The 18,709-nt window shown below is 65.5% G+C and carries 13 protein-coding genes; 5 read left to right on the plus strand and 8 right to left on the minus strand.

The features are described 5' to 3' along the window. Positions 1 to 98 precede the first annotated feature (98 nt). Complete coding sequence (locus SSPN_RS0116020; protein ID WP_101376593.1) at positions 99 to 1,079, minus strand: patatin-like phospholipase family protein; 981 nt, start codon at positions 1,077 to 1,079, stop codon at positions 99 to 101. A gap of 157 nt (positions 1,080 to 1,236) precedes the next feature. Here SSPN_RS0116020 and SSPN_RS44045 point away from each other — a divergent pair, with 157 nt between their 5' ends. Then, positions 1,237 to 2,499 (plus strand): patatin-like phospholipase family protein, encoded by a 1,263-nt coding sequence (locus SSPN_RS44045; RefSeq protein ID WP_158309571.1) that lies wholly within the window; start codon positions 1,237 to 1,239, stop codon positions 2,497 to 2,499. Positions 2,500 to 2,609: 110 nt separating this feature from the next. Here SSPN_RS44045 and SSPN_RS0116030 read toward each other — a convergent pair whose 3' ends face one another. From SSPN_RS0116030 to SSPN_RS0116060, 6 genes are all read right to left on the minus strand, one after another. Continuing rightward, positions 2,610 to 3,980, minus strand: a complete 1,371-nt coding sequence (locus tag SSPN_RS0116030) for a wax ester/triacylglycerol synthase family O-acyltransferase (RefSeq protein ID WP_083821735.1) — start codon at positions 3,978 to 3,980, stop codon at positions 2,610 to 2,612. Between the two features lie 951 nt (positions 3,981 to 4,931). Then, positions 4,932 to 5,540 (minus strand): hypothetical protein, encoded by a 609-nt coding sequence (locus SSPN_RS0116040; RefSeq protein WP_187764576.1) that lies wholly within the window; start codon positions 5,538 to 5,540, stop codon positions 4,932 to 4,934. Positions 5,541 to 6,876: 1,336 nt separating this feature from the next. Next, positions 6,877 to 9,378, minus strand: a complete 2,502-nt coding sequence (locus tag SSPN_RS0116045; protein WP_010696168.1) for an ATP-binding cassette domain-containing protein — start codon at positions 9,376 to 9,378, stop codon at positions 6,877 to 6,879. 61 nt (positions 9,379 to 9,439) lie between these two features. Beyond that, positions 9,440 to 10,591: a substrate-binding domain-containing protein gene (locus tag SSPN_RS44050; protein WP_010696169.1), complete on the minus strand. Its 1,152-nt coding sequence runs from the start codon at positions 10,589 to 10,591 to the stop codon at positions 9,440 to 9,442. A 50-nt stretch (positions 10,592 to 10,641) separates the two neighbouring features. Next, positions 10,642 to 11,664: an ABC transporter permease gene (locus tag SSPN_RS0116055; protein WP_010696170.1), complete on the minus strand. Its 1,023-nt coding sequence runs from the start codon at positions 11,662 to 11,664 to the stop codon at positions 10,642 to 10,644. Positions 11,665 to 11,695: 31 nt separating this feature from the next. After that, positions 11,696 to 12,442 carry an SDR family NAD(P)-dependent oxidoreductase gene (locus SSPN_RS0116060; RefSeq protein WP_010696172.1) on the minus strand — a complete coding sequence of 249 codons (747 nt, stop codon included), beginning with the start codon at positions 12,440 to 12,442 and terminating at the stop codon, positions 11,696 to 11,698. 183 nt (positions 12,443 to 12,625) lie between these two features. Here SSPN_RS0116060 and SSPN_RS44055 point away from each other — a divergent pair, with 183 nt between their 5' ends. The 4 genes from SSPN_RS44055 (at position 12,626) to SSPN_RS0116080 (ending at position 17,033) form a co-directional block, all read left to right on the plus strand. Further along, positions 12,626 to 13,495 carry a carbon-nitrogen hydrolase family protein gene (locus SSPN_RS44055; RefSeq protein WP_010696174.1) on the plus strand — a complete coding sequence of 290 codons (870 nt, stop codon included), beginning with the start codon at positions 12,626 to 12,628 and terminating at the stop codon, positions 13,493 to 13,495. 15 nt (positions 13,496 to 13,510) lie between these two features. Continuing rightward, positions 13,511 to 14,485, plus strand: coding sequence for a cyclase family protein (locus SSPN_RS0116070; RefSeq protein WP_010696176.1), 975 nt, complete (start codon positions 13,511 to 13,513; stop codon positions 14,483 to 14,485). Positions 14,486 to 14,524: 39 nt separating this feature from the next. Beyond that, the gene (locus SSPN_RS0116075) at positions 14,525 to 16,219 is read left to right on the plus strand and encodes a dihydroxy-acid dehydratase (protein ID WP_010696177.1); all 1,695 of its coding nucleotides are present in this window, start codon (positions 14,525 to 14,527) and stop codon (positions 16,217 to 16,219) included. Between the two features lie 103 nt (positions 16,220 to 16,322). Next, positions 16,323 to 17,033: a GntR family transcriptional regulator gene (locus SSPN_RS0116080; RefSeq protein ID WP_010696178.1), complete on the plus strand. Its 711-nt coding sequence runs from the start codon at positions 16,323 to 16,325 to the stop codon at positions 17,031 to 17,033. A gap of 351 nt (positions 17,034 to 17,384) precedes the next feature. Here the strand turns inward: SSPN_RS0116080 and SSPN_RS0116085 are convergent, their stop codons facing one another. Then, complete coding sequence (locus SSPN_RS0116085; protein ID WP_237710561.1) at positions 17,385 to 18,563, minus strand: helix-turn-helix domain-containing protein; 1,179 nt, start codon at positions 18,561 to 18,563, stop codon at positions 17,385 to 17,387. Positions 18,564 to 18,709: the final 146 nt, after the last annotated feature.

An 18,709-nucleotide genomic window follows, 5' to 3' on the forward strand; every position in this document is an offset into this window, starting at 1 on the left:
ATGCACGACGGCGGAACTGAATTGCCTTCACACCAAAAGAACATCGCTCTACACAACCAAAGTCCCTGCGCGGGGCGTGGGTTCGTCCTGGCTCAGCCTCAGCAGCTGACTGGTGCTGGTGTTGTCTCGTTCCGGTTTGCGAGGAATTTGTCGACTGCTTCTCTGCCATTGCGGATCAGTGCGCATCGTTTGGCTGCGGGGATGTCGAATTCGGTGATGCCCGCCTCCGAGGTGTTGATGGTGATCGTGCGGTTGCGGACTTCGGGCCGGTTGAGATGGGACTGGTCGTGGCCGACGAACGCGGTGACGAGGATCTTCTTGAGCAGCTCGAGCGGAGGGAGCAGCGGCAGACCTAGCGTGGGGAAGACATCATCGATCCCGGCGGGCAGGTCGGGGAGCAGACGGATGCCGAAGGTGGGCCAGCGGGCCGGTTCGCCGTCGGTGCGGTCGAAGATCTCAACTGCGAAGTTGGACAGGACTGCGCCGTCGACGATGAGCGATTCCTCTCCGGTGACGGGATCGGTGAGCCGCTGGGGTTCAAAGACCAGCGGGAGCGACATCGACATCCGCACCGCGTCCGCGATCGATTGCTCGTCGGGATCGCGGTGCAGGAGGTGGTAGTCCCAGGGCAGGCGGAGCAGACGGCCATGTGTGACATCGGTGGCCAGCACGACGAGCTTGTAGCGTTGCTCCGTGGGCAGGTCGGTGCCTTGGTCGCTGTCACAGCGCAGGTCGCCGAACGTCGAGGCTCCGAGGGCTTGGAGTTCGTGATCCAACCAGTCCCGGAAGTAGTCGCCGACGTAGGCGCCGCTTCGGGTGAGCAACCCGAGTCCCTCGCTGATCAGCGGCAGGGCGGGTTGTGCTCGGTCGGGTATCCGGGAGAGATTCAGGCGGCCCAGGCAGCTGCGCATCCGTGCAGCGCCAGCGCCGGCGGCCGCGAGCGCGCCAATCATGGCACCGACCGAGGTGCCAGCAATGCGGGGGAAGCGGTAGCCGCATTCGAGCAGTCGGATGACGGCTGCGGCGGTGGCAAGGCCTTTGACGCCGCCTCCTTCGAGCACCAGGTCCGCCTGCTGCACGACCAACCCTCCTGTTCACCCGGCTTCCGGTACTGCCCACCTTTCGATCCTGCAGGCAACCCGCACCGGCTGCTCCGCGACCGGCTACGGAAACCCCGAACAGGTGGTGCCACCCAATGGCGCTTTCGCTCTGCTGCGCGAGGTGGCGGAGCGGACAATGCCTGTGGTGAAGGCCGAGCGGATCGCTTTCGTCCTGGCGGGTGGCGGCGCACGGGGTGCTTACGAGGCCGGTGCGCTGTCGATCCTGATGCCAGCGCTGGAACGACTGGGGCAGCGCCCGTCGATGTTCGTCGGCACGAGCGTGGGCGCGCTCAACGCCGCCTACCTGGCGGCATCCCAGCACCTCAGCGTGGCGGAAGCGACCGGGGGTTTGCTGGAGTGCTGGCGGGCGATCGGCCGAACGGACGTCCTGTTTCCTTTGCACCGGCAGCTACCGCTGCTGGCCGTGCGCTACCTCGGGGAAATTCTCTCGGCTCCCGGCGTGCGGTTCGCCAGCCTTTTGGATCCGAAACCCTTCGAGCGCAACGTGGATCGGTGGATCGACCTGTCCAGCATGCACAGCAATGTGACCGACGGGAGGGTGTCGGTCTTGGCCATCGTCGCGACGGCCGCTCGCACGGGGCACACCGTCGGCTTCGTCGAAGGGCTGCCTGAAACCTCGCTGCACCGCTCGCACGTCATCGACTACATTCCGGCCCAGATCACGCATGCGCACCTGCGGGCTTCCGCAGCACTGCCGGTCTTGTTCCCACCGGTCCGAGTCGATGCCCCCGATGAGGCGCGGGGCTGGTACGTCGATGGCGGCACACGGCTGAACACGCCGATCAAACCGGCCCTGGACTTGGGCGCTGACCGCGTTGTGGTCGTCGGCACCGACGCGGTGACCAACACCTCTCACGAGCCCGGACGTCACGAAGGACAGCAACCCGATCTCGTCGATGGGGCGCTGCACCTGCTTGAGGGAGCGCTGGTGGACCCGCTCGCCGAAGACATCGTCGTGCTCGGCAACGTCAACCTCTTCTACTCCGATCCTGCCGTCGCGATGGCCGCCGCGCGGTATCGCCACGCACGCGGTAAGCCGCCGTACCGGCAAGTGCCTTACATCTTCGTCGCGCCGGACCACCGCGGCGCGATGGGCGAGCTCGCATTGCAAACCTTCCACACGCGGGTCAAAGGTCGCCTGGACCTCCGTTCGCTGGCCCGCCGGGTGCTGCACCAAGTCCTCGGCGGGGACAGCCCCGCCCACGGCGAACTGCTCAGCTACCTCCTCTTCGACCACGAGTTCCTGGAGGAACTGATCGCGCAAGGCAGGAACGACGCGCGCCGACGGCTCGAACAAGCCACCGACTCCGGCCATCCCTGGCAGATCGGGCCACTGCCCGAACTCACCCTGAACGCACCTGACAACCGAGAGCGCTGACCGTCAAGAAACCAGTAGCAAGCATGGTGCTGAGCTGACCGGGCTCGAGTCATCGCTTGAAGATCGCGTAGAGGTCGAGGCAACGGTCCGAGATCTTGCCACCGCACCGCTCAGGAGTCGAGGTCAGCGAGTTCGGCGACCGCGTGGGGCAGGGCTTCGCTGAGCTTTTCCAGGTCGCCGACCGCGCGCCGGTTGGCCTGCACGCCGATGTGGACGATGTCGCGGTACGGTGTCACGCCGATGGAAAGAGCGTGACCAGCCGCTAGCGGCGCGAGAGGATAGAGCTCGCGCAGCGAGGCATTGTCCAGCGACACCGCAACGTCGGGCAGAGGCACGCTAGTGATCACGGTGTCGAACAGCAGACCAGCGGCTTGACTGGCCACTGGGGCGGCGAACAGGTGCGCGATCGACGGCATGAGGCCGGCGAGCACTGGGAAGGCACCAGGTCCACGCAGCGGGCCCGAGCTCTTGTTGCGGTCCATCGCGGCCCGGACAGTCTGCAGCCGGACAGCAGGGTCCGGCTCGCCCACAGGCAGATCGCACAGGTAACCCGACAGCTCGTTGTTGTCGGCGCGGGACTTTCCGCGTCTTCGGTGGTTGACCGGGATCAGCGCCCGCACGGTGCGGCTTTCAAGGGGATATCCGCGGGTGCCCAACCACCGCCGGAGCGCGCCGGTCACCACCGTGAGCGCGATGTCGTTCGTCGTGCCGCCGTGACGGGCGCGGATCCGGCGGATATCTCGTTGTTCGATGGGGATCAGCGCAACATGTCGTGGTGCTGATGCACCAGCACGGAGTGGAGAGTCGAACACGGGCAGTCGCATGTTGCGCACCACGGAGGAGGCGATCTCGACGGTCTGCAGCACGGTTGCCGGGACGCCACCTGCGGCCGACAGCGCGTCGCCGAGCAATCGCCTCGGCCGCGAGAGCCTTCCTACCGCGCGCAAAACAGTGTCAAGCAAGGGATCCGCGGGTAGGGCTGTTTGTTGCGACGCCCGGTCTGGGGTGAATCCGTCCAGCAATCCGAGTCCCGCTTCGACCGCTCCGCGGCCATCCGCCAGGGCATGGTGCATTTTCATCAGAACCGCGAACCGGTCGCCGTCCAGGCCCGTGATCACGTGCAATTCCCATAGCGGCCGATTCAAGTCCAGCGGCGCGGCGTTAAGCTCTGCGACGAGTACAGCGAGCTCTCCGCGACCGCCCGGTGACGGTAACTGGTGGGCGTAGACGTGGTTCTGGGCACGGAAATCCGGAAGCTCTTCCCAGCTGGCGTATCCGGGAGGGATCCAAGACCTGCGGACCCGTAGCCGCAACCGCGAGATCTGCTGTGCCCGCTCCGCGAGCACCCCAGCCACCTTCTCCGGCCGCACCGGACGCCGCGGGGCGAACACCGCGACCGCGCCGAGGTGCATCGGGGCCGTATCCTGCTCCAGGCACAAAAAAGCCCAGTCCAGCGCACTGACCTCACCCGTTGTCATCATTCTCCCTCACCACCGGAGTCCAGCTCGACATCCGGACATCGCCGATTCCGGTGCGCCACCATTTCGGAACGACCGAGAACCTTTTTCATGAGCAGTTCTCGCGAATTCAAACAACCAAGCTCGGACACATGCGCGCGGCGATCTAGTCCCCCAACTCGTACAGCTGCTCGCATTCACGACTCAGGCAGCAGACGTCAGCCCATCGCACGTCAACTTCGGGCCGTGACACAGCAGGCTCGGGCGAGATCGACGTGTTCGGTTGACATCGGCAGGAGCGCACTCCTTTGCGTTGCACCCGAACAGGCGTCACCACCCCGGTAGACCCTGCGCGCGCACGAATCATCACCACACCCTTCGCAACAGCCCTGCGCATGCCGCCGCTCGCACTCCCCAGCGACACACCCTGAACAACCCGGAATACGATCGACCACGGCGACGCGACGCCACGAATGCCCGAAGAGATACTCCGAAGTTTCGAGCGGCCTCACCTTAACGCGCCCGGTGTTGAACGCAACTGGCCCGGGAAAGATCCATTCGTAACGATCGGGCGTGATCGCTTCGCTGCGTCCTGAGACGCTTCGTGGTTCACCCATACGAATGCAAGAGGCAGCACACGAAAAATCCCCCCGGACAATTTCGATTACCCTACGCACTCCCTCGGCATAGCCGCTATAGACCGACATTCCGGAGCCGTCGTCGGAGCCAAATCAGCGAAGGCCTCAAACAAAAGTGTTCGGCGGCCAACCGATTCGAGGCATGCGAGATCATCGCCAGCACATAAATGATCCTCTTGTTGGCCCAGATCACGTCCGCCACGGGCACCTTGATCCACTCCGCAACGGGCACACGTGAGGGGCTGCGCGGCGAGCTGCGCGTCACCCGGTCCGACGAGCATCGCGACGACGGGGCACGGCTCGAGTTAGGTGCCCGCAGATGGAACGTGAGAAGACTTCATTCGTAGCCAAACGACTCAACGATCGTCCGGCGATGCTTGTGACGGTTCTCGTAGCTGACCAGCTCCTCCTGCGCCTCGCCGGACAGTGCCCGCGCACGCGGCAGAATCTCGTCCAGCTTCATCTCGTCGTAGCCGGGCCAGGGCTCCTTCTCGCACAACTCATCGATGCGCACGACAACCCTCGCACGCGCCTGGCTACGCGTCTCGTAGCCGCGGACCTCGCGCAACTCGCGCTGGGACAACCCCGGCAACTTCTGGACGATCTCGCCCGCCGTGAGCCTGTCGTAGTGAGAAATCGGGAGCTGCTCCTCCCTGACGAACGCCCCGACAACCGCCCCTTCGACCGCGGCGATCCCCGGAATACGGCGCGCGGCCTGGCCAACCACATGGCCCCAGCCTCCGAGCCCCTGCTGCGCCTCGCCCAGAAAGACCTCCCCGCGTCCGGCTAGCCGGCCGTAGGCGCCCCCCAGCCGGTGCATTACCTGCTCACGCTCCTGCCACACATGCTCCGCCCAGCTGGGGACATCACGTAGCGTCCGCACCACCCACACCGTCGCCCCAACGGCGGCGTACAGCGACCGCTGAGTTTCCTGAACCAGACCCATCACGCCCCCTCTCAGCCTCATCCCGCACGGACCGGTGCAGAACTTCGAACAACCAGGGGGTTCCCGGACGGCGAAGCCTCAATACCTCGCTCCAGGCCCGATACCTCACTCCAGGCCCGTCACCTCCGACCAAGAGGGATCACGCGCTCCTGGGCTCGGCAGACCAGGCAGCAACGCGCACTGCCCCTACGCCTTAAGCGACTCACACCGGTGAAATCCTGGCGCATCCGGCCGAGATCTATCAGACCGACGTGTCACGGGATTTGATCAACCGAGTGACAGACAAAGTCGTCGACGAGCTTAGGGCGCGGCAGAACCGCTCGTAAGGGCCTACAGCTTATTAACACGCTGATTTCCCGCAGCATCATTCCTTTACCCCATCACCCGCCCGCGGCCATTGCTTCAAGGCGGTGGCCGACGGTGGGGAGGAATTTGAGCTCCGGCACTATTCGGCCAGCGGGTATGGACCTCCGAGTTCTGCCCATCACACCTACCCGAACGGGGTCACCACCAAGGTGACGGCCTATGGCGACTATGCGAACCGCGACGTCAAAATCCGCATTGGCTGAGTGAAGCTGCCCCGGCTGACCAGGACGTGTGCAAGGTTGACCTATCCGGTTTAGGTAGTTGCGGGCGGGAAGGTGGGTGGCAGGTTGGCCAGGTGGTGGGGGGATTGCCCAGGTGGTGGACCGTTTCGATACCGGCGGCGGTGCCGTTCGGTCGGCGCCAGCGCCATATCCGGTTCGCAGGTTTCCGTCCAGAACAAGGACCTTCCAGGCTGCGGGTCCTGGCACGTCCGTACCCGCCCACGATTTCCATTGAAATTGCGGAGGTTGTCCACAGGCATCGGCGTGTCGGGATGCGACACGCCGACGGTCCGCAAGTTCCATTGAAATCGAAGGTTCGATTTCAATGGAACTTGCGGCTTCTCTCCGCCGAGGCGGACTCGATGAACGTCTTCGCACCGGGAGTCACACGACCCCGCAAGGACTCGACTGTGAGGGTGGGCCGGTCAAGCACAACCCGAACCAGGGAAGCCAAGAACACAAGAGCGCGGCTCCTGGACAGACCGTCACGGCTTGAACAACCCGATGATCTCCCACCTGAACCCGCCCCCTGGTCTCGCGTCCCCCCTGGACAAAACCCCGCCGCAACCCTCAGATCAACCTTGCACACGCCCTGCCTGGCTGACGGGTACCGCGAGTCGACCGAGTCCTGTGCCGAACTCCTGCACTACTGGCGAGGTGTTCGGCGCGGTACCCGTCAGCCAGGACCCGCCGCCGCGTTGCTGGGTCCACAAAATCGCGAACACCCTCGCGGTGCTCCCGAACTGCGCTCAGCTCGACGGCGCGGAACGCTTGGTGCGGTGTTGTACTTGGGCGAACAGTCCGGTCGCGACCAGTGCCATCAGTCCGGGAAGCCAGTACTGCCAAGCCTGAGAGAGCCCGGCGAACGAGGCGGTGTTCTGCGTCACCTGAAGCAGCAGGACCCCGAAGAGAACCCCGATGAAGCTTCCGCGGCCGCCGAAAATGGAAGCACCACCAAGGACCACCGCGGTGATGCTGGCGAGTGTGTAGGAGATACCGGCCGTCGGGTCACCAATGCCGGTCTGTGCCGCCAGCAAGAACGCGCCGAACAGCGTGCACATCGAGCCCGCCACGTAAGCCAGCACGTAGACGCGAGTGACGGGGATACCCCGCTTGTACGCGGCCTGGTCGGCGGAACCAGTGCCACGCAGGCACAATCCGGCCATCGTGCGGCGCGACGCGAGTTCGAGAACGACCAGAATTACCACCCCGGCGATCACAGGCCACGGGACGGGGCCGATCTTGACCTTGAGCAGCGACGTTACCGGTTCGGCGATCAAGCCGCCGGGAACATCGCGCATGAACAGCGAAAAACCTTGCAGCGCCATATAGGTCACGAGTGTGGCCACCACGGGCGTGACGCGGGCGAACTTCACCAAGGAGCCGTTCACCAAGCCGATTCCACCGGCTACCAACACCATCATCACGAACCCCAGGACCCACCAGCCCATGTCGTAGTCGTCACTGACATAGAACGACGCGACGACGACGAGTGCTCCGCTCAGCGGCCCCACCGAGAGATCGATTCCGCCCGTCAACATCACGATCAGCTGACCGGCGGACAGGAACAGCAGTGGACCAAGGAGCTCCAGCATGCTGGCGATGTTGAAGCTGGACAGAAACCGGTCGTTCTGTGCGGTCCCGACGATGGTCAGCGCGATGATGGCGGCGATCAGGAACGCGCTCGGTCCTTGCTCGCTGGACAGCAGCTTTCGCCAGCGGCGCCCCGGTGCTTTCTCCCGCGACGCGGCCCGCTCTTCTTGCTCGGCGGGCGAGCCGGTCAGTGCGGCCTCGGTGATCGCGTTATCGGTGATCGCATCGCCGACCAGTTCGGCGACCACCCGGCCCTTCGAGAAGACCAGGACGCGGTCGCACAGTCCGGCGAGTTCCACGTTGTCGGAGCTGAGCACGACGACGGGCACGCCGCTGTCCGCCGTGTCCCGCAGCCGGTGGTAAATGTCCGAGCGGACGCCGACGTCGATGCCCTGGGTGGGTTCATCGCACAGCAGGACCTTGGGATCGGACAGCAGCGAACGACCCAGCACCACCTTTTGCTGGTTGCCTCCCGAAAGCGTCCCGACGGCGACGTCCGGGGACGCGAGCTTGACGCCGAGCTCGACTACTTCCCTTTCGACGAGCTGATCTTCGCGCTGGAGAGCGATGATTCCGGCGCGCGACGTCCGGTCGGTCGCCGCGACGGCCAGGTTCTCGCGGACGGAGTGAATGGTCGCGACACCTTCGACATGACGTTCCTGGGGCATGAGCACGACACCCGACTCGCGCGCCCGGCGAGGGCTCGACACGTCGACCGGTCGGCCTTCGATCAGCACCCGCCCTCGGCTCGGCGCGGCACCGCCCAGTGCCCTGATGAATTCGCGCTGCCCGTTGCCCTCGACGCCGGCAAGACCGAGGACCTCCCGCCGGGCCAGGGAGACGCTCACCCCGCCCAGCCGATCGGATGTCAGGTCCCGCACCTGCAGGACCGGTTCGCCCGGATCGGCGGCGCGATCGGGGAACAGCGAGGTGACCTCGCGCCCGGCGACACGCGTGATGACCTCCTGTTCACTCACCTCGGCCCGGTTGAAGGTGCCGCGTATCTGGCCGTCGCGTAGCACCGTGATGCGGTCGGCGAGGGCGAATACGTCGGGCAGCCGATGGCTGATGTACACGACGGCGACACCGCGGGCGGCGAGGTCACGAATCCGCTCGAACAGCCGCTCGGTCTCGGCGGACATGAACGGTTCGGTCGGCTCGTCGAAGATGACGACGCTCGGGTCGCACGCGAGTGCGCCGCAGATCTCGACCGCCTGCTTCTCGGCGAGGGTGAGCGCGCGAACCGGGACGGTGGCATCGATCGGCATGCCCATCGCCCGCAACTTCTCCGTCGCCCACCTCGTCGCCTCGCCGAACCGCGGACGCTTCGCCGCTGGCACCGCCAGCATGAGGTTCTCCGTCACCGTGAGGTCCGGGAGCAGTGTCGGGTGCTGAAAGGCGATCGCTAGACCCTGCTCGCGCGCGGCCACCGGGGAGATCTCGGCCAGCGGTCGGCCCGCGATCGCGATATGCCCACTGTCCGGTTTCTCCGCGCCCGAAGCGACTGCCATGAGGGTCGACTTGCCCGCGCCATTGCCGCCGACGAGCGCGTGGATCTCACCCGCCTGGGCCTCGAAGTCGACCCCGTCCAGGGCGAGTACACCGGGAAAACGTTTGGTCACACCGCGCATCACCAGGCGGGCGCTCGATTCATCCATCGTGTGAGTCCCTTCCGGTGCTGGTCCGCGGCCGCCGACCGCGGACCAGCGCACAGATCGATCAGTTGTAGATGCTCTTGAGCTTCTCGGGCGCGAGTTCGGCCGAGAGGATGGCGCTGGTCGGCAGCGCCGACTCGCACTTCGGCTTCTTGTCGCCGAAACTGTCTTCGTAGATCGGGATGTTGATGATGTCCGGCTCGTCGTTCTTGATGCCCTCCTTCGCGGCGACCGCTTTACGCAGCGCGAGGCGGACGAGCCAGGTCCGGCTCGAGACGGTCACGAGGTTGAAGTCGGGCTGCTGTGCCCTGGCCTTCTGCCATTCGCACGCCAGGCCGTTGTTGTCGTTCGCCGTCCACAGCGGAAGCTTGCGGCCGGCCGATTCGAAGGCGCGAACGCCACCGACCGAGCCGTCGCCCGAGTCCGAGATAATCGCGTCGATCTTGTCGTACTTGGTCAGCAGGCCCGCGACGACCCGCTGCGTCTGGGCCGGGTTCCAGTTCGTGTCGATCGGTTTGCCCGGTTCGTTCAGCAACTTGGCGTTCTTGCATGCCGGGTTGCTCGCGAACTCGTCCTGGACGCCCTTGATCTCCGTAGTGCTTTGAGTGTTGCCCGGCGTGCCGCCCAGGAACAGGACGTTTCCACCGGCTTCTCCCAGGTGCTCGCAGGTCCAGCTGGCCCAGGTGTGCCCGTCGTTGATCGTGTTGTGGCCGACGAACGTGGTGTAGTCAGTACCGGCGGTGCCACCCGGGTTGGCGGTCCACGGCACGATCGCTACGCCGTTCTGGAACGCCTCCCGCAGCGTTGGCAGGAGCGCTTGGCCCGCGTCGGGGAACACGACGATGGCGTCTGCGCCCTGCGCGACGAGCGCCTTGATGTCGCTGATCGCCTTTTGCGGATTGTTCTGGGCGTCGGAATACGGCATGACGGTGAGGTTCGGGCACTTGCTCGCCTCATCCTCGAACTCGGCCCGTGCCGTCTTGCGCCAGGCGTTGTCCCCCGTACCGTCGGCCAGCGCGACCTTCAGCGGTTTGGTGCCGCAGAACTCGTTGATCGATTTGAGTTGGGAGACTTCACCGATCTTGCCTTTGTCGCTGTACACCTCGTTGACGTTCGAGGTGGAACCGCCCTTCGGGCTCGCGCATCCGGTGACGGCGATGAGTGCCGCGACGACGATCGACCCGCCTGCCAGCACAGGGCGTCGCTTGTTGACCATTGTCACTCCATTGTGAGGGTTACTGGATGTGGTGGGGAAATGCCTGCCTACTACCGAGACTTAGCCCGGTTCCCGCTCAACCGACGGGGGATCGCGCTCAGCGGCACGCGGCGCAAGACAACGGCCAGGGCGAGCACGGCCGCTTGCACGAGCAGTTGAATCGAGGTCGCGGCACCGGCGGCGAGCACGACCTGGTTGAGCTGGGTCAGGAACAGTGCCGCCACGCCGGTGGCGACCGCGCTGCTCATGCCGCCGGTCAGCAGGCTTCCCCCGAGGACGACCGCGGCGATGGATGACAGCTGGTAGGTGTTGCCGAGCAGGATGTCGGGCGTACGCAGGTACGCCGCCAGCAGAAGTCCCGCCAACGCGTACAAGAGCCCGCCTACGGCATAGGCGGAGACCTGGTACCCCTCGGCTCGCATGCCGAGCAACCGTGCGGCGGCCGGGTTGGCGCCCACGCTCACGAAGCGCCGCCCGAGCACCGAGCGCCGCCGGAGCCACTGGGTGATGGCGACCAGGATCACGGCGACGATCAGCAGGTTGGGCACCGTCCACAGGGAACCGGTCGCGAACGCGCTGACGGCCGGGTTCGCGGACGCCGGAAATCCCTTCGATATCTCTAGCACGACACCGATGAGGATCGTGTTCATGGCCAGGGTTGCCACGAACGCGGCGATCCCGAACCGCACCACCAGCACGCCGATGACCAGTCCGCCGGCCGCCCCGGCGAGCAGTCCGAGTACCGCCGAGACGGCGAGCGGAAGTCCGGTCAGCTCGGGCACCTTGGTGGCGAACAGGGCCGCCAGCGCCATCGCGCCCGGCACGGAGAGATCGATGCCGCGCTGAGTGATCACGAAGGCTTGCCCGAGCGCGGCGAGGACCAGGATCGCGGCGAAGGGAAGCATCGAGCTCAACGCGGCCCCGGAAAGGCTGCCAGGCGCGATCAGCGGGCTGATCGCGAACAGCACCGCGGTCATCGCCCACACCGGCACGAACGGACCGCGGGGCAGCCTCAGTCGTGGCCGCCGGGCCTGCGCGGCCCGTTGCACGGATTCGTGTAGGCCGAGGGACATCGCTAATCCTTTCTGTTGGGCCGGAAGACGGTCACACAGCGGTGTAGCCGCCATCGACGGGCACATCGGCGCCGGTGACGAAGCTCCTCAGCAGGAACACGATGACCGAGGCGATCTCGGCGACGTCCGCGATCCGCCTTAGCGGATGGGATTCGACGAGCTCCCGTTCGGCTGCCGCCGGATCTCGTTGCGCGGCAAGGTAAGTGCGCAGCTGGTCGGTCCGCACCGAACCCGGGCTCACCACGTTGCAGCGGACTTTCTGGCGCGCGTAGTCGGCGGCGATCTGACGGCTCAACTGGAGCACCGCGCCCTTGGACGCGCAGTATGCGGGCTGGTTGCGCAGCCCCACTCTCCCCGAGATCGACGAAAGGTTGACGATGGAGCCGCCCGATCCCTGCCTGACTAGTGTCCGGACGACATGTTTGCAGGTGAGAAAGGTTCCCGTCGCGTTCACGCTGAGCACCCGCGTCCAGTCCGCGAGCGTGGTCTCGGTGAGCGGGCGCGAGATCATCGTGGCGGCGCAGTTGACCAGGCCGTCGATCCCGCCCCACTCGTCGAGCGCCGCGCCGACAGCGCCTTCGACCGCGGCCTCGTCGGTGACGTCGGCAAGTTCGGCGCGTGCCTGCCGCCCTTCAGATCGCAGCTCGGCCGCCAGTCGTTCGATGCCGTCCGCGATCCGATCCACCAGCAGGACGGGTTTACCGGTGGAGGCGACGGAGCGCGCAACGGCGGCCCCGATCCCGCTGCCGGCGCCAGTGACCACGGCCGCGTTACTCATTGGTATGTCCCTCGATCCCGTCGTTCGGCGAATTTGTCCAGCCGACAGATCCCTGACCTGCGTCAATGACGTCCAGAATGCCGATGAGAGTGACACGCTGCATGTAGCATGTCAAGCATTGATATGCAGCATGCGACATGCCAATATCGGCCGGAGCGGAGCGAGAAGGGTGGTGTTCTGGGCTTGAATCGGACAGACGGAGCGGTACGGATCGCGGTTGCCCAACTACCTTCGGCGGGACCGAAGCTCGACGTCAACCTCGGCGCCACGATCGACGCGATCGAACTGGCGGGGGCGGCGGGCAACGATCTCGTCGTGTTTCCGGAATGCACGCTCAGCGGTTACATGTTCGCCTCGCGCGCTGAGGCCGAACAGGTCGCCATCGGCCTGGGTGACCAGCGGATCGAGCACCTCGTGCGGGCATGCCGCCGCGCGTCGACCGTCGCGGTGGTCGGGTTTCTCGAAACCGACGGCGACGCGCTCTACAACTGTGCGGTGACGCTTGGCCCCGACGGCGTGCTCGGGACCTATCGCAAGCAGCACCTGCCCTACCTCGGCGCCGACCGCTTCGTCGAGCCCGGTCGCGGTGAGGCCCCCCGCGTCGTGACGACCCCGATCGGGCGCATCGGCGTGATGATCTGCTTCGACCTTCGCTTTCCCGAATCGGCGCGGGTGCTCGCCCTGCAGGGGGCGGACGTCATCGCGATGCCGACCGCCTGGCCGCAGGACGCGGTGTTTCTCGCCGAGCACGTCACCCGGGTCCGCGCGCTGGAGAATCTCGTCTACCTCGCGGTCGCCGACCGAGCCGGCGACGAGAACGGCACGGCTTTCCTAGGCCAGAGCCAGGTGGTTTCGCCCGCCGGAGAAGTGTTGATCAACGCCGGAAATGATCACGGAGTCTTCAGCACCGAGGTGGACCTCGCCCAGGCGCGCCGGAAGAAGCTCGTGATGATTCCCGGCGAATACGAGCTCGGAATCTTCGCGGAGCGCAAACCCGCTCAGTACGCGGAGATCACGCGTCCCGTCGAGTCGTCGACCCGCGAAGCACGGTAGGAAAGGAGATTGGTCGTGTGTGGACCTGAGCTGATCACCGAGGCGACGCGCCGCAAGATCGCTGCGTACGCCGCCGAATTCCGGAAGGTGACCAAGAGCCCGTTCGGCGCCGATGACGAGATCGGCATGCTCAATCTGCTGTCGCCGGAATCGGCGCGTGAGGTGATCCGGCGGGCGGATGGCGGTGCCGCGATCGACCTGTCCGTCGACATGTTCGTGGGCATGCCGTCGTGGGTCAAGGCCGGCGACCCGGCCTTCCAGCAGTGGATGACCCACACGCCCGAGGGCACGATCCTCGACGACCTGACCGGGGCCGGGGATGCGCAAAACCGGCTGGTGTCCTATTCCGGCGACGCGGTGTCGATGTACACCCATACCGGAACGCATATCGACACGCTCAATCATTTCGGCTACCACGGCGAAATATGGAACAGGTTCTCCGCGGCGCAGCATCTGAGCTCGCGGCATTGGACCAAGTGCGGCGCTGACAAGATCCCGCCCCTAATCGGCCGCGGCGTGCTCTTCGACGTGGCCGGACTGCACGGGGTGGATGTGCTCCCCGCCAATTACGGGATCGGTGCCGACGACCTGCGCGCTGCGCTGAAACGGCAGGGCACCACGTTCTTGCCCGGGGACATCGCACTGGTCAGGACCGGACGGATGACCCAATGGCCGGATCCGGTGCGCTATATCGACAACAGTCCGGGCCTGAACCTGGACGGCGCACGGTTCCTGGCCAGGGCCGGGGCTGCGTTGATCGGCGGCGACAACTCCGCGCTCGAGCAGATGCCGGCCGACGATCCCGAGAACTGGCAAGTGGTCCATACCTATCTTCTCGGGGAGGCCGGGGTGCCGATCATGGAGCTCGTCGACTGCGAACAGCTCGCCGCGGAGTCGCTCCACGAGTTCGCCTTCATCGGCGCCGGACTGAAGATCCGAGGCGCGACCGGCGCGCCGATGCGACCAATCGCGATGCCGCTGACCCGCTGAGCACCGCGACCCGTTATCCACAAGTGAGGCGAGTTCTACATGTCTGAGAATGATTTCACGTCCGCGGTCGACCGCAGCCGGACCTCGTACGGCGACGAGGGGTTCAGCCGGTTCCTGCGCCGCGCGTTTCTCGCCTCCCGCGGATTCGACGACGTCGATCTCGACCGGCCCGTGATCGGGATCGCGGTGACCACGTCCGACTACAACACGTGTCACCGCGATATGCCGGCCCTCCTGCAGGCGGTTCGGCGGGGGGTCCTCGAAGCCGGCGGACTCCCCTTGGAGTTTCCCACGATCTCGCTCGGCGAGATCCTCACCTCGCCGACCTCCATGTTGTTCCGGAACCTCATGGCGATGGACACCGAAGAGATGATCCAGGCGCTGCCGATGGACGCGGCCGTGCTGCTCGGCGGATGCGACAAGACCGTGCCGGCGCAGCTGATGGCCGCGGCGTCGTCGGACAAGCCGGTGCTGCTGGAAGTCGTGGGGCCGATGATGACGGGCAGTTGGCGCGGCAAACGGCTGGGTGCCTGCACCGACTGCCGCCGGCTGTGGGCGAGCCACCGCGCCGGCGAGCTGGACACCGCGGAGATCACCGAGGCGTGCAGCGAGCTGGTGACGACCGCAGGCACCTGTGCGGTCATGGGCACCGCATCGACGATGGCCTGCCTGACCGAGACACTAGGCATGATGCTCCCGGGCGGAGCCACCCCTGGCGCGTCGACCGGCGCACGGCTACGGCACGGCGTCGCCACCGGGCGGCGCGCCGTCGAACTGGCCCGGCAGGGCTCGCCGAAACCCCGGGATGTCCTCACCAGAACCGCGTTCGAGAACGCGATCAAGGTCCTGGCCGCCCTCGGCGGTTCCACGAACGCGCTAGTCCACCTGATCGCCGTGGCTCGGAGAGCGGGTGTCGACCTGTCGCTCGCCGACTTCGACATTATCGGCGCGAAGGTTCCGCTTCTCGTGGACTGCAAACCGTCCGGCGCGAACTACATGCCGGACTTCCATCAGTCCGGTGGGGTTCCGGTACTACTCAACGAGCTCGAACCGCACCTGGAAACGTCGACGGTCGGCGTCACCGGATGTTCCCTAGCCGAGCTCCTAAGTGACGTCCGGCCGCACGACGACACGCAACGCATCATCCGGCCGCTCGACGATCCGCTCGGTCCGCCCGGTGCGCTCGCGGTGCTGACCGGTTCGCTCTGCCCGGCCGGCGCGGTGATCAAGACGTCGGCCGCAAGCCCGGAACTGCTGCAGCACACCGGCCCGGCCTTCGTCCTCGATGCCGGGCAGGACATCGCCGCGGTGCTCGACGACCCCGACCTTGACATCACCCCGGATCATGTTCTCGTGCTACGTATGGCCGGGCCGATCGCCGCCGGCATGCCCGAGGCCGGGGCGCTGCCGATTCCGGCGAAACTGGCGCGCCAGGGAGTTCGCGACATGGTCCGGGTTTCCGACGGGAGGATGAGCGGCACCTCCTACGGAACCGTGGTGCTGCATTGCGATCCCGAGGCCGCGGCGGGCGGGCCGCTCGCTGCGGTGCGCAACGGCGACCTCATCCGGCTGGACATCCCGGCACGGCGGATCGACCTTCTCGTGGACGAGGACGAGCTGGCCCGGCGCCTGCGCGAGTTCACGCCCGCGCCGCTGCCGGCTCGTGGCTGGCGGCGGCTATACGCCGAGACGGTGCTTCCGGCCAGTCAAGGCGCTGACCTGTCGTTCTTGTAGGCTGATCGAAAGGGGGTACGGGACCGATGGCGCTTTTGACATGCTGGCGAAATAGCGCGAGCAAAGCTGGTTCCTCGCTTGTCAACGGAAAGGGTAAGAACGCGTGAAGCCACTGTCGGGCGACAACGCCTCCTTGACCGAGCGGGTTTTCGAGCAGATCAGAACCGCCATCCTTTCCGGGGAATTGGCGCCCGGCTCGCTGTACTCGGTCGTGGACATCGCGAGCCAGCTAGGCGTGTCACGCACGCCCGTGCGCGAGGCACTCTTACAGTTCGCGGCCAACGGCATGGTCCGGTTCGAACGCAGCCGTGGCGTGCGCATCCTCGAACTGTCGGTCAAGGACATCGAGGAGATCTATTCGCTGCGTCTGCTACTCGAGGCGCCTTCCGCCTATCGCGCGGCGACGCAAATGAACGATCGCGATCGCGCGGTCTTCAAGAAAGCGTTCGCCGGAATGCGCAAGGCGAGCGAGACCGGCGACGAACGCCTCTTTCAGCAGCACGATATGGTCTTTCACGAGACAATTGTTCGCGCGGCAGGCAACGAGCGAGTCGTCCAAGTGGTGGCCAACACGCGCTCGCAGATGCACGCACTGGGCCTTTCCACGATCAAGACGCGAACGCTCACCGACATCCTCGCCGCCCACGAAAAGATTTACGACGCCGTTCTCGCCAACGATGCGTCCGGTGCCGGCGAGGCGGTGCAGGACCATCTCATCGGCACGCTTAAGGTGCTGGTGCAACAGTCACTCGACTCAACCGGGGCCCGTGAGGACTATCAGCCCCCGGTCGCGCGGTTTAAATTGCTTCCTTAGCCTTGATTCACCGGTGGCTTTGGGTAATGGTTCGACCGCGAGAAGATGAGATGCCCTCTTGAGCTGGGACGATTGATCTTACTGAAGGCTCTTTCGACCTTGCGAGAGGGCAGCTCTGGAGTGCGATCTCCTCGTAGTGCGGGCGGCTGGCTGCGGTGTTTTGCAACGTGCACGTACGCAACCAACCACGGCGCACCATCCCCACGCAGACAGACCGGCCAACACTAACCTTCGGCTACCAAAATCCCTTCGCCGACGTCCGTCAGAGACATTGGGATAATCCCAGTAAATTCCACGTACAAAGAAAACGCCCCCCGCTTGCAAACGGGGGCGTTGCGCGCTCGTACGGCATTAGATCTTAAGACCGAGCCACGCCGTGAAATTCGCGATACTGTCCGACTTCCGCCGCTCGGCGAGCGCGATAGCTCGCGCAGTCTCGTGCACCTGCGGGTGATAGCGCGTCTGCTGCGGAGCTACCCGCCGGGCTGCGTTCAACGCCTTGAGTGCCTTAGAGTGCTCGCCGGAAAGAACCCAGGCGCGCGCCACATCTTGCCAGTGGTGACCGGCTCGCGTCGAGTGCACATCCGCCGGAATCCGCAATGCCGAGCCATCGCGGGCCGCACGCCCAGGGTCTCCGACCTCTAGCGAGACCGCGACATCATGTATTTCTACGTTGCCGGGGCCGAAACTCGTGTCATAGGTGGAGGGCGTACGACCGATCTTCGCGCCGATCGCCCGAGCTTCGGCGATGTGCTCACGTGCCCTGCTTTCATTGCTGTTACGCGCACACAGAATCGCGCCACGCAGGTGTGCGGAGCCCCGGACCGCGAGAATCGACTCAGTGTCCGGCCCTTGATCCAACAGGTTAAGTGACCGATCGACCAAAGATTCGCCTACGTCATACGCAGCGTAGGACAGCAAGAGCAGAGAACGATAATTCGCTGCACGAGCCAGCAAATCCAGGGCGCCAGCGTTCTCTGCGGCGGTTTCCATTCGATCGACAGCCTGAGTCGCCAGTGTCATCCAGCCGAAGCCGTACACCATCAGCCCAATGTTCGCGAACGCTTGCGCCAGCAGCCGGAGCGCTTCTTCGCGGTCCTCGCCCGAGATGGCGCTTTCTTCCATCCCCCGAATCTGCCGGAGCAAGATTGGTGTGCGCGCAATCGCTTGCCGTGCTTTGTCGTCCTGCCGCATTTGGCGCACGAGTTCTAGTTCATTGCGGATCTCGCCAACGGGCCCCGGCTCCACCGCCTGAATGTAAGATCCCTCGGCGAACAATGTTCTTAGTTCTGCAAGTCCAGGAACGCCGCCATCGTCATCAAGGAGATCACGATACGGCTGTCCATAGAGTTCTTGGATCTCGATATTTAGCGCTTTGGCGACCGCTGCCACGAAGGCGGGCGACGCCGGTTCGCGGCCTTGCTCGACTGCCCGGACCATGCTGGTGCTGTAGCTGGCTCGTTGGGCCAGTGCGTGTTGATCGAGGCCCGCAACCTTGCGCGCCATCGCTACGCGTTCGCCGATCGTCAAGCCCGATGCAGCGGGGGGCATTCTGGCCTCCTGAACTGTGGAACCACGGCAGCAACAGCGTACGGCCCCGTGGTCGGCGCACGACACCGCTAGCCGGGCATTCCGCACATGAGGGTTGATCAACTCGGCCTGGTCGTCATGTTCTG

This window comes from Saccharopolyspora spinosa NRRL 18395 (assembly GCF_000194155.1).
Taxonomy (GTDB): Bacteria; Actinomycetota; Actinomycetes; order Mycobacteriales; family Pseudonocardiaceae; genus Saccharopolyspora; species Saccharopolyspora spinosa.

What these genes read in the sequence shown, in the direction of transcription:
- SSPN_RS44045 (WP_158309571.1), top strand. Translation starts at nt 1,237, where the DNA reads ATGCCTGTGGTGAAGGCCGAGCGGATCGCTTTCGTCCTGGCGGGTGGC.
- SSPN_RS0116030 (WP_083821735.1), bottom strand. Translation starts at nt 3,980, where the DNA reads ATGATGACAACGGGTGAGGTCAGTGCGCTGGACTGGGCTTTTTTGTGC.
- SSPN_RS0116040 (WP_187764576.1), bottom strand. Translation starts at nt 5,540, where the DNA reads ATGGGTCTGGTTCAGGAAACTCAGCGGTCGCTGTACGCCGCCGTTGGG.
- SSPN_RS0116045 (WP_010696168.1), bottom strand. Translation starts at nt 9,378, where the DNA reads ATGGATGAATCGAGCGCCCGCCTGGTGATGCGCGGTGTGACCAAACGT.
- SSPN_RS44050 (WP_010696169.1), bottom strand. Translation starts at nt 10,591, where the DNA reads ATGGTCAACAAGCGACGCCCTGTGCTGGCAGGCGGGTCGATCGTCGTC.
- SSPN_RS0116055 (WP_010696170.1), bottom strand. Translation starts at nt 11,664, where the DNA reads ATGTCCCTCGGCCTACACGAATCCGTGCAACGGGCCGCGCAGGCCCGG.
- SSPN_RS0116060 (WP_010696172.1), bottom strand. Translation starts at nt 12,442, where the DNA reads ATGAGTAACGCGGCCGTGGTCACTGGCGCCGGCAGCGGGATCGGGGCC.
- SSPN_RS0116075 (WP_010696177.1), top strand. Translation starts at nt 14,525, where the DNA reads ATGTCTGAGAATGATTTCACGTCCGCGGTCGACCGCAGCCGGACCTCG.